13 protein-coding genes and 1 pseudogene are annotated in these 13,970 nt (G+C 64.3%); 8 read left to right on the plus strand and 6 right to left on the minus strand.

Translation table 11 applies throughout. From position 1 onward, the window contains the following. Positions 1-41: 41 nt before the first annotated feature. Together CF68_RS36785 and glnA are read left to right on the plus strand one after the other, a co-directional pair. Positions 42-380, plus strand: a pseudogene (locus CF68_RS36785) (PaaI family thioesterase); the annotation flags it as partial. Between the two features lie 149 nt (positions 381-529). After that, on the plus strand, positions 530-2,005 hold the full coding sequence (gene glnA / locus CF68_RS32185; protein WP_035827076.1) for a type I glutamate--ammonia ligase: 1,476 nt from the start codon (positions 530-532) through the stop codon (positions 2,003-2,005). Positions 2,006-2,165: 160 nt separating this feature from the next. Here glnA and CF68_RS32190 read toward each other — a convergent pair whose 3' ends face one another. Both CF68_RS32190 and CF68_RS32195 read right to left on the minus strand, forming a co-directional pair. Next, positions 2,166-3,341, minus strand: a complete 1,176-nt coding sequence (locus tag CF68_RS32190; RefSeq protein WP_035827053.1) for a M20 aminoacylase family protein — start codon at positions 3,339-3,341, stop codon at positions 2,166-2,168. Positions 3,342-3,348: 7 nt separating this feature from the next. Beyond that, positions 3,349-4,344 carry a tripartite tricarboxylate transporter substrate binding protein gene (locus tag CF68_RS32195; protein ID WP_035827055.1) on the minus strand — a complete coding sequence of 332 codons (996 nt, stop codon included), beginning with the start codon at positions 4,342-4,344 and terminating at the stop codon, positions 3,349-3,351. 114 nt (positions 4,345-4,458) lie between these two features. Here CF68_RS32195 and CF68_RS32200 point away from each other — a divergent pair, with 114 nt between their 5' ends. Then, positions 4,459-5,370, plus strand: a complete 912-nt coding sequence (locus CF68_RS32200) for a LysR family transcriptional regulator (RefSeq protein ID WP_035827058.1) — start codon at positions 4,459-4,461, stop codon at positions 5,368-5,370. 98 nt (positions 5,371-5,468) lie between these two features. On the opposite strand, the gene CF68_RS32205 is transcribed toward CF68_RS32200, so the two are convergent. Then, the gene (locus tag CF68_RS32205; RefSeq protein WP_035827060.1) at positions 5,469-6,386 is read right to left on the minus strand and encodes a LysR family transcriptional regulator; all 918 of its coding nucleotides are present in this window, start codon (positions 6,384-6,386) and stop codon (positions 5,469-5,471) included. 266 nt (positions 6,387-6,652) lie between these two features. Here CF68_RS32205 and CF68_RS32210 point away from each other — a divergent pair, with 266 nt between their 5' ends. The 4 genes from CF68_RS32210 to CF68_RS32225 are packed head-to-tail and all read left to right on the plus strand — an operon-like array spanning position 6,653 to position 10,235. Further along, positions 6,653-7,855 (plus strand): CaiB/BaiF CoA-transferase family protein, encoded by a 1,203-nt coding sequence (locus CF68_RS32210; protein WP_035827061.1) that lies wholly within the window; start codon positions 6,653-6,655, stop codon positions 7,853-7,855. A gap of 13 nt (positions 7,856-7,868) precedes the next feature. Continuing rightward, on the plus strand, positions 7,869-8,822 hold the full coding sequence (locus CF68_RS32215) for a hydroxymethylglutaryl-CoA lyase (protein WP_035827064.1): 954 nt from the start codon (positions 7,869-7,871) through the stop codon (positions 8,820-8,822). A 19-nt stretch (positions 8,823-8,841) separates the two neighbouring features. Beyond that, positions 8,842-9,228, plus strand: coding sequence for a VOC family protein (locus tag CF68_RS32220; RefSeq protein ID WP_035827066.1), 387 nt, complete (start codon positions 8,842-8,844; stop codon positions 9,226-9,228). Positions 9,229-9,266: 38 nt separating this feature from the next. Continuing rightward, positions 9,267-10,235 (plus strand): tripartite tricarboxylate transporter substrate binding protein, encoded by a 969-nt coding sequence (locus CF68_RS32225; RefSeq protein WP_035827067.1) that lies wholly within the window; start codon positions 9,267-9,269, stop codon positions 10,233-10,235. 47 nt (positions 10,236-10,282) lie between these two features. On the opposite strand, the gene CF68_RS32230 is transcribed toward CF68_RS32225, so the two are convergent. Both CF68_RS32230 and CF68_RS32235 read right to left on the minus strand, forming a co-directional pair. Next, positions 10,283-11,437 carry a glycerate kinase gene (locus CF68_RS32230; RefSeq protein ID WP_035827078.1) on the minus strand — a complete coding sequence of 385 codons (1,155 nt, stop codon included), beginning with the start codon at positions 11,435-11,437 and terminating at the stop codon, positions 10,283-10,285. A gap of 31 nt (positions 11,438-11,468) precedes the next feature. Further along, positions 11,469-12,425, minus strand: coding sequence for a D-2-hydroxyacid dehydrogenase (locus tag CF68_RS32235; protein ID WP_035827070.1), 957 nt, complete (start codon positions 12,423-12,425; stop codon positions 11,469-11,471). A 354-nt stretch (positions 12,426-12,779) separates the two neighbouring features. Between CF68_RS32235 and CF68_RS32240 the strand changes: the two genes are divergently transcribed. Further along, a complete protein-coding gene (locus CF68_RS32240; protein WP_035827072.1) occupies positions 12,780-13,490 on the plus strand; it encodes a DUF899 domain-containing protein in 711 nt (236 codons plus the stop codon). Positions 13,491-13,509: 19 nt separating this feature from the next. Here CF68_RS32240 and CF68_RS32245 read toward each other — a convergent pair whose 3' ends face one another. After that, complete coding sequence (locus CF68_RS32245; RefSeq protein WP_035827075.1) at positions 13,510-13,884, minus strand: VOC family protein; 375 nt, start codon at positions 13,882-13,884, stop codon at positions 13,510-13,512. Positions 13,885-13,970 lie beyond the last annotated feature (86 nt).

Consider the following 13,970-nt stretch of genomic DNA (forward strand, 5'->3'; position numbering starts at 1 on the left):
CTAAATCCAATTAGTGTGAACACGCCCTAGTTGAGGTCGGCGACGGATTCGCCGCGTTCGAAGGCGAGCCGTCGTCCAGACTGCTCAATCCAATGGGTTCGGTGCACGGCGGATGGCCCCTGACGCTCATCGACAGCGCAGCCGCCTGCGCAGCCAACTCCCTTCTTCCCGCCGGCACTGGTTACACCACTGTCGAAACAAAGGGAAATTTCTCCCGGCCGATCAAGCCCGATACAGGCCGGGTCCGTGTCGAAGGCCGCGTTGTCAGCCACGGCCGCCAGATCATTACCGCGGAAGCTCGCGTGCTTGCGAAGGACGGGCGCGTCCTGGCCCACGGCACGTCTACGCTACTCGTGCTATCGCCTGCTCGGGAACAATAGGCAAACCAAGCGAAAGTCAGGGGAAGCCGGCTTGAGTCAGGCTGGCGACCACAGCCATTCGGCAGGACTGCGGGGTTGGTGAGGCGCTTTCCATTCGGAATCTGACAGGCTAATGTTGAACTAGCTGCGCGCAGATGACGGAGGCGGATATGGGCATGGTCTCAATAGAACCCGGCAGCTATCACGTTGCACCGCCGCAAAACCCCGGCGAAGTCATCGATCTGATCCGGACGCACGCGATCCAGGTCGTTGACCTCAGGTTCACCGACTTGCCCGGCGTGTGGCAGCACTTCTCGATCACGCTGCCGGAAGTCAACGACGACTTATTCTCTGTCGGCATCGGCTTCGACGGGTCTTCCATTCGCGGGTTCCAGGAAATCCACGAGTCCGACATGCTGGTCAGGCCCGACCCGGCCACGGCATTCATCGATCCGTTTTGCGCAGCCCCAACGCTGGCGCTGATCTGCGACGTGCTGGACCCTGTCCTGCACCAGCCGTATTCGCGCGATCCGCGCCACATCGCACGCAAGGCAGAGCTCTACCTCCAGCAAACCGGTCTTGCCACGGTTTGCTACCTTGGCCCCGAACTGGAGTTCTTTATTTTCGACTCCATCCGCTTCGGGCAGGACCAGCACTCTGGCTACTACCATGTCGAATCCGCCGAAGGCGAATGGACCTCGGGCCGTGACGAAGGCGCCTATGGCGGGGGCAATCTCGGCTACAAGCAGCGCTACAAGGGTGGATACTTTCCCGTGCCACCAAGCGACACGCTGCAGGACATCCGCTCCGAAATCGTGCTCGCGCTGATGCAGGCCGGCATCCAGGTCGAGGTGCATCACCATGAGGTCGCCACGGCGGGCCAGAACGAAATCGACATGCGTTTTGCGCCACTGATGCGAATGGCAGACAACGTGATGATGTACAAGTACATCTGCAAGAACGTTGCGCGGCGCCACGGCAAGGTCGCCACCTTCATGCCCAAGCCCCTGTTTGCCGACAACGCGAGCGGCATGCATTGCCACCAGAGCCTCTGGCGCGACGCCGAGAACCTCTTCTATGACAAGAACGGTTGGGCGCAGACGTCCCAGATGTGCCGTTGGTACATCGGCGGCTTGCTCAGCCACGCCCCGGCGCTGATGGCTTTCTGCGCACCGAGCACAAACTCCTACAAGCGGCTGGTGCCCGGATACGAGGCGCCTGTCAATCTGGCCATGTCGCAGCGCAACCGATCCGCCGCGGCGCGGATTCCAATGGTTTCGGATTCCCCGAGCGCCAGGCGCGTTGAATTTCGCTGTCCTGACCCGTCCGCCAATGCCTACCTCGCCTTCTCGGCAATGCTGCTCGCCGGCCTGGACGGCATTGAAAACCAGACGGACCCCGGCGACCCGCTCGACAAGAACATCTATGATCTGCCGCCGGAGGAAGCCGCCCGCATCAGGCAGGTACCAGGTTCTCTCGAAGAGTCGCTTTGCGCGCTGGAAGCCGACTCAGCGTTCCTGCGCAAGGGGGATGTCTTCACTGAAGACCTGATCACGACCTGGATTGACTACAAGCGCACGCGCGAGATCGATACCTTGAAGGTGCGGCCACACCCGTGGGAATTCCAGCTCTACTTCGACATTTGATCACCGTGCCCCCGTGCCGACTAACGCACTGGTGGCGCTGGGTCGACGAACGCTGGCGGCCCGGCCGGTGATGGAAGACTGTGCATCCCGCCGGCCGATCCGCCCGCCCGCACAATCCGGCTGGGATCAAGGCCCAGTCATGCTCGAAGAACGGGCAGCGTTAGTCCGCGAGGAAACGTTCGCATAGCAGGGCCCAATATGCCGCACCGACAGCAATGTTCCCGTCATTGAAGTCGTAGCCGGGATTGTGGACCGAGCAGCCTCCGGCCATTCCGCCTTCGCCGTTTCCAATCCACAGGTAGCAGCCGGGCACGGCATCCAGCATGAAGGCAAAGTCCTCACTGGCGGCAATGGGCGACGCCTGGCAATTGACGTGGCTCGGGCCCAGCAACTCCAGGGCGACCTGGCTCGCGAACGCCGTTTCAGCCGGCGTATTCACCAGGACTGGATACCCGCGCTGATAATCGACCTGCGCCGTGACGCCATAACTCTGCGCCTGCGCGGATACCAGGTCCCTGACACGCTGTTCGATCCGCTCTCGCACATCGCGGTCCAGTGCGCGGACACTCAGCCTGAGCACGGCATGCGAGGGAATGATATTTGAGACGGTACCGGCCTGGAATGCGCCCACGGTAATGACCGCCGCTTGCAGCGGATCGACATTGCGCGCCACGATGGTCTGCAAGGCCATCACGATGGAGGCGCCGGCCACGACAGGGTCGGCCGCGTGGTGCGGGATCGCCGCATGGCCGCCTACGCCTTCCAGCGTGATGGTGACGTTGTCGGCCGAAGCCTGCGCCGCGCCCTCACGCAACAGCAGACGGCCCGATGCGGTGCCCGGTACGTTGTGCATGGCGAAGACGGCATCGCAAGGGTACTTCCTGAAAAGTCCGTCCTCCATCATCTTCTTTGCACCGCCCAACCCCTCCTCGGCCGGCTGGAAGATAAGGTTCAGGGTTCCACTGAAGCCGCCGCGCCGGGCGAGATACTTTGCTGCGCAAAGCAGCATGGTGGTATGCCCGTCATGCCCGCAGGCGTGCATCACGCCGGGATGGCAGCTGGCATAGGGGAGCCCTGTGGCCTCCGCCATCGGCAAGGCATCCATGTCGGCGCGGATGCCAAGGCTGCGGTGGCCCGTACCGCGTCGCAGCCGGCCGACGACCCCCGTTGTCCCCAGCCCGCGCTCGACCTCATAGCCCCATTCGGCGAGCAGGCTGGCCACGATGTCGCTGGTGCGATGTTCCTCGAAGCCGAGTTCCGGATGCCGGTGCAGGTCACGGCGAACTGCTACGAACTCTTCGGCGCTGTCCCGCAGCGCGGCCAGGATGGGATGCATGGCGTCCTTATTGCGGCTGCAAGCCGATGGCACGGGCAATGCCGCGGTATTGTTCAATGCTCTGCTGATAGGCCTTCTGGCTTTCCGCCAGCGACACCGGCCTGGAAGCAGGCAGGTTCGCGGCATCCAGGCTGGCGCGCACGGACGGGTCGGCCAGCGTATGCACAATCGCGTTGTGCACCGCTTGCACAACCGGCTCGGCAGTGTCCTTCTTCACGAAGATCCCGGCCCAGGTTGAATAGTTGAAGGCCCGCAGCGCCTTGCTTTCATTGACGCTGGGCACCGACTTCACTGCATCCACGCGTGTGGGCGACAGGACCGCCAGCATCCTGACCTGGCCGGTGCGCATGCGTTCGATATCAGGCTTGCCGAACGGCGAGATAAAGATATCGACGATTCCGCCAACGAGGTCCTGGATCACGGGCGCGCCGCCCTTGTAAGGCACGTGAGTCATCGGCGCTCCGATGGTTTGGGACATATGCGCCCCCAGGAGGTGATAGAGCGAGCCGATGCCGACGCTCGCGTACGTCAGTGGTTTGCCGGCCTTGGCTGCCTGCGCGGCATAGGCGGCCAGTTCGTCGACATCCTTTACCGGCAGGTCCCTGCGCACCAGGATGGCAAGATCGACAGCGCCGACCATATGCACCAGCCGGAAATCTTCGCTCCTGAATTTGATTGCGGCATTGGCGAGCGGCGTAGTGATGAGTTCGCCGGGCCCTGCCTGCAATAGCAAATGGCCGTCGGCCGGTGCATGAAGGACCTTCTGCGCGGCAATCGCTCCACCAGCTCCCCCGAGGTTTTCGACGATGACCGGCTGCCCGAACTGCCGGGCGAGGGACCCGTTCAGGTTCCGGGCAACAACGTCGGAGAGGCCGCCCGCCGGGAACGGCACCATCAGCGTTACCGGCCGGTCAGGAAAGCCGTGTGCCGGCGCCAGGCCGGCAAGAAGCAGTGCTGCAACCAAGCCGCCGAGCCAACGGCGGCCGTTCTTGAATCGGGTCATGGCTGTCTCCTCAATGCGTGTTCTTGTGGAATCGGATCGTAAAGCGCCTTCCAGCATGCGTCCAATGCATTATCAGTCTAAAATTTATTCAAAAATCTCATTACAAAGTGCGCAATGCATCTCAAACATCTCAAGCATCTGCTGATGGTGGCGGATATGGCGTCCTTCAGCCAGGCGGCGCAACGCCTGCACCTGACCCAGTCCGCGCTGAGCCGGAGCATCCAGACGTTGGAGGATGAACTGGGAGGCCGCCTGATCGACCGGCACGGCAAGCGCAATGTGCTGACCCCATTGGGGGAGCTGATTGCCAACCGAGCCCGGCGCATCGTGTTCGAGGAAGCGGAACTGCATCGCAGCGTCGAACTGTTCCACCACCATCACCTGGGTGCCATCCGCGTCGGCCTGGGCGCCGGGCCGGGCGCAGTGCTGGCGACGCCGTTTCTGCGATACATGGCCAGGCACCATCCCGGCATACAGGTCAGCGTGTCGCTTGGTACTTCCGATGCGCTGATGATCCAGCTGCGTCAGCGATCGCTTGATGCAGTCCTCGTGGAGGTGAGCAGCGTGGCGCCAGCAACGGACCTTCGCCACGAGTTGCTGAACGCGTTGCAGGGTCGCTTTATCTGCCGCACAGGACATCCGCTTGTGCAACAGGCCGCCGGCGGAGACGCTGTAACGTTTGACGATGTCATGCGTTATCCGCTGGCTTCCGCCCCGCTCAGCACGGAAGTCGCGCGCAACCTGGTGAAGCGCTTCGGACCGCGCGCCGATCCGGAGCATTGCCTGAGCCTCAGGTGCGAGAATGTCCGGAGCCTTGTCGAAGCTGTGCTGGATTCCGACGCGATACTGTTCAGCATCGTCGCCGCAGTGCGTGCGGAGATTGCCGAAGGGAAGCTATGCGAACTGGTCACGACCCCAGCGGTCGATGATGGCCCCCGCTATGCCTTTTTCACCCTGGCGGGGCGAACCGAGGCACCCAGCATGGAAATATTCCGGAAATTCATGGACGAGCATTTGCGTGACTAGCCACCGCCCGGCGCGCCGTCATCTCCTGGCAGGCCGTGCTGACGGTGAAATGCGTCCTGTGGACCGTCGGTGACCGGCATCACGGCACATCCATGCCATCAACGACTCGCGCTGGCAGACCCCGCTGCACGCAGATGCTCCAGCAGCGTCCTTGCCTCCGGCAGGAGACCAGCTTCATCCCTCACGCCCAGCCAGAGAATGCGTGAGGCCCAGGCATCGGACAGGTAGACGGCATGCAGCCCAGCCCCCAGCAGTTCGGGCCGGACCGCGCCGTCTGGTAGGACACCGATGCCCAGGCCGGCCTCGATCATCCGGCAGATCGCATCGAAGCTGCTGACCTGGATCCTCAGCCGCACGACCTTGTCCAGTGCCGATGCCGCGTCGGTCAGGCGCTGCAGCAGCGAGCTGCCCTGGTTGAGGCCGACAAAGTCGTACTCCAGGGTTTCGTCGAAACTCACTTCCGAGCGCCCGGCGAGTGGATGCCCGGCAGGCACCAGGACGACCAGGCGGTCACGCCGATAGACAGACTTCCTGATGTCATAAGCCGGCACGTTGTCGGCGAACACGCCGATATCGGTTTCACCGGACAGCAGCGCCACCACCACGTCCTGGCTCAGTCGCTCCTCCAGGCTGATCCTGATCATCGGCTGCGAGGCCAGGAAGCTTGCCAGGTCGTGCGGAAGAAACTGGATCACGGCTGACGTATTGGCCCAGACCTTGACGTGTCCGCGCACGCCGGTGGCAAAGTCGCTCATCTCGCCCGCCATCTGGTTGACCTTGTCGAGCACCATGCGCGCATGCTGGACCAGCTCATGGCCAGCGGGCGTCAGCTCAAGCCCGCGCCGAACGCGCAGGAACAGCGCGCATCCCACCGTGCGCTCAAGATCTGCGATCCGTTTGCTCAGGGCCGACAGCGTCATGTGTGACTTGTTCGCCGCCTGCGTCAGCCCGCCGCATTGGGCCACCAGCTGGAAGACGCGCAGGGACTGGAGATCGAAATGGGCAGGATTGATCATCGGATTGCACTGGCGACGCGCGCCGACTGGATTGAAAGTCAGGAAAGGCTAGTAAGCCGCTCGCGCCTTGTCAAACGGCGCGCCCGGCTCCCGGCAGCGCAATGCAGGCCTTGATCCGCCTGGGATAGCCGACAAAGTGGCGGGTTGTGCCGGTCACGGCAATATGGACCACCTTTTCCCGCAAGGAAAGGACGGTTGAAAATCCATCGATTACCAGGCAACGGCTTTTGACCCACTATCTCCAGCACACAGCAGGAGCCATCGAGATGGAAACAAGCAAGTCAAAGCCCCTTGCCGGCGTTCGCGTCCTGGAACTGGGGCAACTGATCGCGGGGCCGTTTGCCGCGCGCATGCTGGCGGCGTTCGGCGCGGAAGTCATCAAGGTCGAGCCGCCGGGCACGGGCGATCCGCTGCGCAAGTGGCGGCTGTTGCACGAAGGCACCTCGGTCTGGTGGGAGGCACAGTCCCGCGACAAGCAGTCCGTCACGCTGGACCTGCGCACGCCGCAAGGCCAGGAAGTCGTGCGCAAGCTAGCCGCGCAAAGCAACGTGCTGATCGAGAACTTCCGCCCGGGCACGCTGGAAGGCTGGGGCCTGGGCTGGGACAGCCTGCGCGCGGCCAACCCCGGGCTGGTGATGCTGCGCGTGTCCGGCTATGGCCAGACCGGTCCCTATCGCGACCGGCCGGGCTTCGGCGTCATTGGCGAAGCGATGGGCGGCTTGCGCCACCTGAGCGGCGAGCCGGGCCGCACTCCAGTGCGTGTGGGGGTGTCCATCGGGGATTCCCTGTCCGCACTGCACGGAGTGATCGGCATCCTGCTGGCGTTGCGGCACCGGGAGCAGAACGGCGGCCAGGGCCAGGTCGTGGATGTGGCCTTGTACGAGTCGGTGTTCAGCATGATGGAGAGCCTGCTGCCGGAATACTCGGTATTCGGCGCCGTGCGGCAGGCGGCCGGCAGCAGTCTTCCCGGCATCGCACCAACCAATGCGTACCGCTGCGCCGACGGCAAGTATGTGCTGATCGCCGGCAATGGCGATGGCATCTTCAGGCGGCTGATGGACATGATCGAGCGCCCCGACCTGCGCGACGACCCTGCCCTGGCCCACAACGACGGCCGGGTCAGCCAGGTCGCGATGCTCGACGCCGCCATTGGCGAATGGGCGGCACAGCGCAGCCTGGATGCGGCGCTCGACGCGCTCAATGGCGCCCGCATCCCCGCGGGCAAGATCTACGACATCGCCGATATCGCCAGCGATCCGCACTACCGCGCGCGCGACATGATCCTGGACGCGCAATTGCCGGACGGCACCCCCGTCCAGTTGCCCGGCATCGTGCCGAAGCTGAGCGCCACCCCCGGCGCACTGCCCACCCCCGCCCCCGCGCTTGGCCAGCATACCGACGCGGTGCTGGAAGGCCTTGGCATCGGCGCGGCGCAGCGCGAGGCATGGCGCGCGGCAGGGATTATCTGACAAGGAGACCGGCATGACTGCCAGGAAGGTTTACATACATGAAGTCGCCACGCGAGACGGCTTCCAGAACGAGGCACGCTTTGTCGAGACCGATGACAAGGTCGCTCTTATCGACGCCTTGAGCGCATGCGGCTACGCCAGGATCGAGGTGACTTCCTTCACCTCACCCAAGGCGATTCCCGCGCTGCGCGACGCGGAAGCGGTGATGCATCGCATTGCGCGGCGCCCGGGTGTGGTCTACACGGTGCTGGTGCCGAATGTGCGCGGCGCCGAGCGGGCCCTCTCCTGCCAGGTGGACGAGGTCAACCTGGTGATGTCGGTCAGCGAAAGCCACAACCGCACCAACCTGCGCATGTCGCGCGAGCAATCGTTTGCCCAGCTTGCCGACGTCATCCGCGTGGTGAGGGAGACGCCGACCGCGATCAACATCTCGCTGTCGACCGCGATGGGTTGCCCGATGGAAGGCGATGTGCCGCTGGAAAACGTGCTGGACTGGATGCAGCGCTTCGCTGACCTGGGGGCCCACGGCGTGACGCTGTGCGACACCACTGGCATGGCGTTCCCGTCCCAGGTCGCCAGGCTGTGCGAAGCCGCGCGGCGGCAGTTCCCCGGCCTGGCGCTGACCCTGCATTTCCACAATACCCGGGGCCTGGCGCTGGCCAACACGCTCGCCGCGCTGGACCAGGGCATCGACCGCTTCGACGCTTCGCTCGGCGGCCTCGGTGGCTGCCCGTATGCCCCGGGCGCGACCGGCAATGTCTGCACCGAAGAACTCGTCCATATGCTTGAACTGGACGGCTATGACACCGGCGTCGACCTGGCAGCCATCCTGGATGCCGCCGCGCGCTTGCCGGGCCTGATCGGCCATGACGTCCCAAGCCAGCTGCTGAAGGCCGGCCGCCGCCTCGACCTGCATCCGATGCCTGCCGCCGACGCGATTCCCGAACAGCGGGCCTTCCAGCCCTGACACCCACCCGGAAACCATCATGTCCCTGATCGACCATCTCGACCATCTGGTGCTCACCTGTGTTGACCTCGAAGCCACGCGGCACTTCTACACCGAAGTCATGCAGATGCAGCCTGAAACCTTCGGCAACGGTCGCCTGGCTTTCCGCTTCGGCAACCAGAAGATCAATCTCCACCAGCGCGGCGCCGAGTTCGAGCCCAAGGCACACCTGCCCGTTCCCGGCGCACTCGATCTTTGCTTTATCGCTTCGGTCCCGCTCGACGACGTCATCGCCCATCTTCAGCGATGCCAGTGGCCCATTGTCGAAGGACCGGTGGCGCGCACCGGTGCCACGCAGAAGATCCGCTCGGTCTACGTGCGCGATCCGGACCTGAACCTGATCGAGATATCAGAACTGGTCGACTGAAGATCGGCCAACCCGACAAGACGATGGAGGAGCCCCCCATGAAACGCATGACGATCGCCGCGGCCGCCCTGGCAGCCCTGGCTGTGGCCGCCCCGGCCCACAGCGCCAACGCCTACCCCAGCAAGCCGGTCACCCTGGTGGTGCCCAGCGCACCGGCAGGATCCACCGATATCGTGGCCCGCCTGGTTGGCGAACAACTGCAGGCCGCGCTTGGCCAGCCCGTGGTGGTGGACAACAAGCCCGGTGCCAGCGGCAATATCGGCACCGAAGCCGTGGCGCGGGCCGCGCCGGACGGCTATACACTGCTGCTCCAGTATTCCGGCTACCACGTCGGCAATCCGGCGCTGTTCCCGCAGATCCGCTGGAAGCCATCCAGCTTCGTCCCGGTGGCGCTGGTCATGCGCGCGCCGCACGTCATCGCCGTCAGCGGCAAGCTGCCCGCGACATCGATAGCCGAACTGGTCGCCTACGGCAAAAGCAATGGCAAGGGCCTGTTCTATGCCTCGTCCGGCAATGGCTCGATCCAGCATATCGCCGGCGAGATGCTGGCGCGGCAGACCAAGGTGCCGATGACGCACGTACCGTACAAGGGCGCCGGGCCCGTGGTCACCGACCTGATCAGCGGGCAGGTCGACATGTTCATCACGACCCCGCCGAGCGTGATCGGGCATGTGCAGGCGGGCAAGATCAAGGCGCTTGCCTATGCCGGACCGAAGCGCCATCCCTCCATGCCCAATGTGCCGACCACCGCGGAGGCGGGCCTCCCGGGCTATGAGGTGGAATCCTGGTTTGCACTGTTTGCGCCGGCGAATACCCCGCCGGCCATCGTCGAGCGCTTGTCCCAGGAGGTGAAGAAGATCGTGGCCAGCGACACGTACAGGAAGAAGATCGAGGAACAAGGCGCCTTCGCTGCCTACATGGGGCCGCAGGAGCTAGGCAAGTTCGTCGATCAGGAACTGGCGTCCTGGTCGCTCGTGGTCAAGGCATCGAATATTCGCGCCGACTAAGTATCGTCGATGCGTGGAAGGTCTCCCCAGGCGGGGAGACTCTTTTGCTATACGTCCAGGCGATTTTCCTGGCTGCTGGCGGCGATGTACAGGCGCGCAAGCTGGCACGCAGCATCCTCAAGCAACGCCGCCGCATGCTCCATCGCAAAGCGGATCGATACCGGCCCCTGCTGAATCGAAATGCACCCGTCGAAGGCTTCGGCCAGCCCGGCATCGGGCTCGACCGCCCCTGACAGCAGCGTCACCGGCACACCCGCCTGGCGCGCCATGCGCGCGATCATGGCAGGACCTTTTCCCATCATGGTCTGCACATCGGATCGTCCCTCGCCGGTAATGACCCAGTCGAAGGCGCCGAGCCCTGCATCGAGACCGGCAGCACCCAGCACAAAGGCCGCGCCGGGAACGATCTCGGCGCCGAGCAGGCGCAACGCAAAGCCGATGCCGCCGGCGGCGCCGCTGCCTTGCGCATCGGCAACATCCAGCCCGACTATGGCCGCGCATCGCGTTGCAAACCGTTCCAGCCGGGCATCCGCAGCGGCCAGGTCTTGCACGCCCTTCTGCGGGCCGAAGACAAAGGTCGCGCCGTTTGGCCCGCAGAGCGGATTGTTGACATCGGACAGGCCCAGTAGCCGGACGCCGCCAAGCTGCGCAGGCCGCTGATACGTTGCGGCGCCGATCGCGTCGAGCGTATCCAGCGTTGGCCACAATGCGTTGCCCTGCGCATCGGTAAAGCAAAAGCCGGTTTCCGCCAACAGGCCGGCGCCTGCGTCATTGGTGGAAGATCCACCCAGCCCGATCGCGATGGTATCGACACCCCGCTCAGCGATCGCGCGGATGACATGGCCGATTCCCCTGGTCGTGCGTTGCCCCGGCGCCACCAGGGCGTGCGGAAGACCGACAATTTCAGCCACCTCGACAATCGCAAGCTCGCCAAACTCCTGCGTGCGGCCGCGGAAGTACCGTACCGGCTTTTGCACGCCATTGGCATCGGTGGCAACCACTGCTTCCCACACGCCCGCAAGCGTGGCCGCCAGGACTTCGGCGGTCCCTTCGCCGCCATCGGCAATCGGTGCGACCGTGACATCCGCACCAGGCACCGCGCGCCGGATGCCGGCGCGGATGCGATCCGCCACCTCGGTCGCGCTGAGGCTGCCTTTGAACGAGTCAGGTGCAACCAGCACCTTGAGTCCTGCTGCTTTCATTGTCGGCACCATCCTTCGTCCGGCGGGCACGTCATGCGGCCACCACGTTCCTGGGCGCGCCTTGCGCGAAGGCACAGATATTGTCGATAAGCTGGTCGGCCAGGCCTTGCACGGCCTCGTCGCTGGCCCATGCAACGTGCGGGGTCAGGATGAAGTTCGGCGCATCCTTCAACTGTTGGAACGGGTGCTCCGCGCCGGGCGGCTCCTGCGTCGCAACGTCGAAGCCTGCCCCCGCCACCTTTCCGGATTGCAGCGCTGCCACCAGCGCCGCTTCGTTGACCAGCCCGCCTCGGGCAGTGTTGATCAGCAACGGGCGCCGTTCCATCTTCGAGAACTCCGCGGTGTCGATCAGGTTGCGTGTCTGCGCCACCAGCGGGCAATGCAAGGTGATGATGTCGCTACGGCGCAGCACCTCGTCGAAAGGCGTGTACAGCGGGCCCATGCCCTCGCGTCCCTTGTGCGCCGCAAACAGCGGTTGCATGCCCAGCGCACTCGCCATCCTGGCCACCGACTGGCCGAGCACGCCGTCGCCGACGATGCCAAGCACCGACCCGTGCAAGTCCTTGATCGGGTAGTCAAAGAAGCAGAAGGATCCGGATTCCTGCCAGCGGCCGCGCCGGACCGCATCGTGATAGGCGGCCAGGCTTCGCCGCAGCGCGAAGATCAGGGCAAAGGTATGTTCCGGCACCGTATGGACGGCATAGTTGCGGATATTGGAGACGACGATGCCGCGGGCGGCACAGGCTTGCAGGTCGACAACATCGGTGCCGGTCGCCGCAATGGCGATAAGTTTCAGGTTCGGTGCGTGCTCAAGTTGGCGGGCATCCAGCTTCACCTTGTTGGTGATGACCACGTCCGCGGCGGCGATGCGCGCGGCGACGTCCTCGTCAGCCGTTTCCCCGTAGAGTTCAAGCTCATGCGGGAACGGCAGCGCTCGCAGCGTGGTCTGCGGCGAGATGGTGGAACGGTCCAGGAATACGATCTTCATTGGCATGACTTCCAGGTTTGCGGGTCGGCCGCAGCGTGCCGATATGAGGCACGGCTCATCGCACTGGCGCGTAGGGACGGGCTGCGGTCGAAGGGCGGCAGGCATCTGCCGCATTGCTGCGCCACAGACATGATGAGGGGAAGGCGGGCCAGGCTGGAATCGCGGCTTTCTCCACCATCCTTTCTCAAATGGAAAGGCAATGGCCACGCCACTGGCAGCATCGGCCCTGCATGGCGCGGAACATTTCGGCCCAGCCTGCCACGAACTACGAGAGGGCCGCCGAAAGGCCGACGCAGCGCGACGGCATCACATTCCCCGGCCATTCGCGGTAGCTATCCTGGCAGGAGGACCGTCATGAACACCACTGCAAAACTCATTCCCTCAGCTGAGCTGGCGCAACAAAACCCGGTCCGGTTTCCCAATGAAAGCGCGGAGTACCGCAAGGCGCGCAATGCGCTGCTCGCGGAGGAGATCGAGCTGCGGCGCCACATTGAACGCGTGGCCGAACAGCGCCGCGGCCTGCCCGCGGGCGGCGAGGTGACCAAGCGCTATACATTCCAGGGAGAACGCGGTCCGGTCACGCTGGCCGAACTGTTCGGCGACAAGGACACCCTGGTCATCTACAGCTACATGTTCGGACCGCAGCGGGAACAGCCTTGCCCCATGTGCACGTCAGTGATGGCGTCGTGGGATCACAAGGTTCCGGACATCGAGCAGCGCGTGGCGCTGGCGATGATCGCCCGCTCGCCCGTCGATCGCCTGGTCGCCGCCAAGAAGGCACGAGGCTGGACCAAGCTGAAGGCCTATGCGGACGTCGACGGCGATTTCACCCGCGACTATGTCAGCCCCGAGGATGCCGACGTTCCGGGCTACTCGGTCTTTACGCGCCGGGACGGCAAGATCCGCCATTTCTGGAGCAGCGAGATGTATGTCCTCTCGGTCGACCCAGGTCAGGACCCGCGCGGTGCGCCGGACCTGGATCCGCTGTGGACCCTGCTGGACACCACGCCGGAAGGCCGGGGTGCGGATTGGTATCCGAAGCTGGAATACCCCGAGGGGAAATAATCGTCCCTCGATGGCAGGGTCAGGCCTCGGGTTGGTGGCAAACCACTTCAATGTTGTGCCCGTCCGGACCAATGACGAACGCTGCGTAGTAGTTGGCGTGGTAGTGCGGCCGCAGACCAGGCGCCCCATTGTCTTTGGCACCCGCCTCCAGGGCCGCGCGATGGAAAGCTTCGACTTGCCGGCGATTCTCGGCAGTGAACGCCAGGTGCAGATGCGCCGGCTTCTCCTCGGTCTGGAACAGGCACAATGAAGCCTTGCCCTTTGGGCAAAGCTCGACACCGTACGCCGGCGGCCCCTCCGAGGCAACCGCTACGCCGAGCGGTTCGAGTGCCTTGAGGAAGAACGCCTTGCTCGCTGCATAGTCGCTGACTCCGAATTTGACGTGGTCAAACATGGGTTCTCCTGAAGTGTGTGGGCCTGCGCGCGGCCCGACCCCAGAGTTTGACGATGAAATCGAGTAGGGTGAGGGGTCACCCCCTC

The sequence above is a fragment of the Cupriavidus sp. SK-4 genome, from assembly GCF_000611125.1.
Lineage (GTDB): Bacteria > Pseudomonadota > Gammaproteobacteria > Burkholderiales > Burkholderiaceae > Cupriavidus > Cupriavidus necator.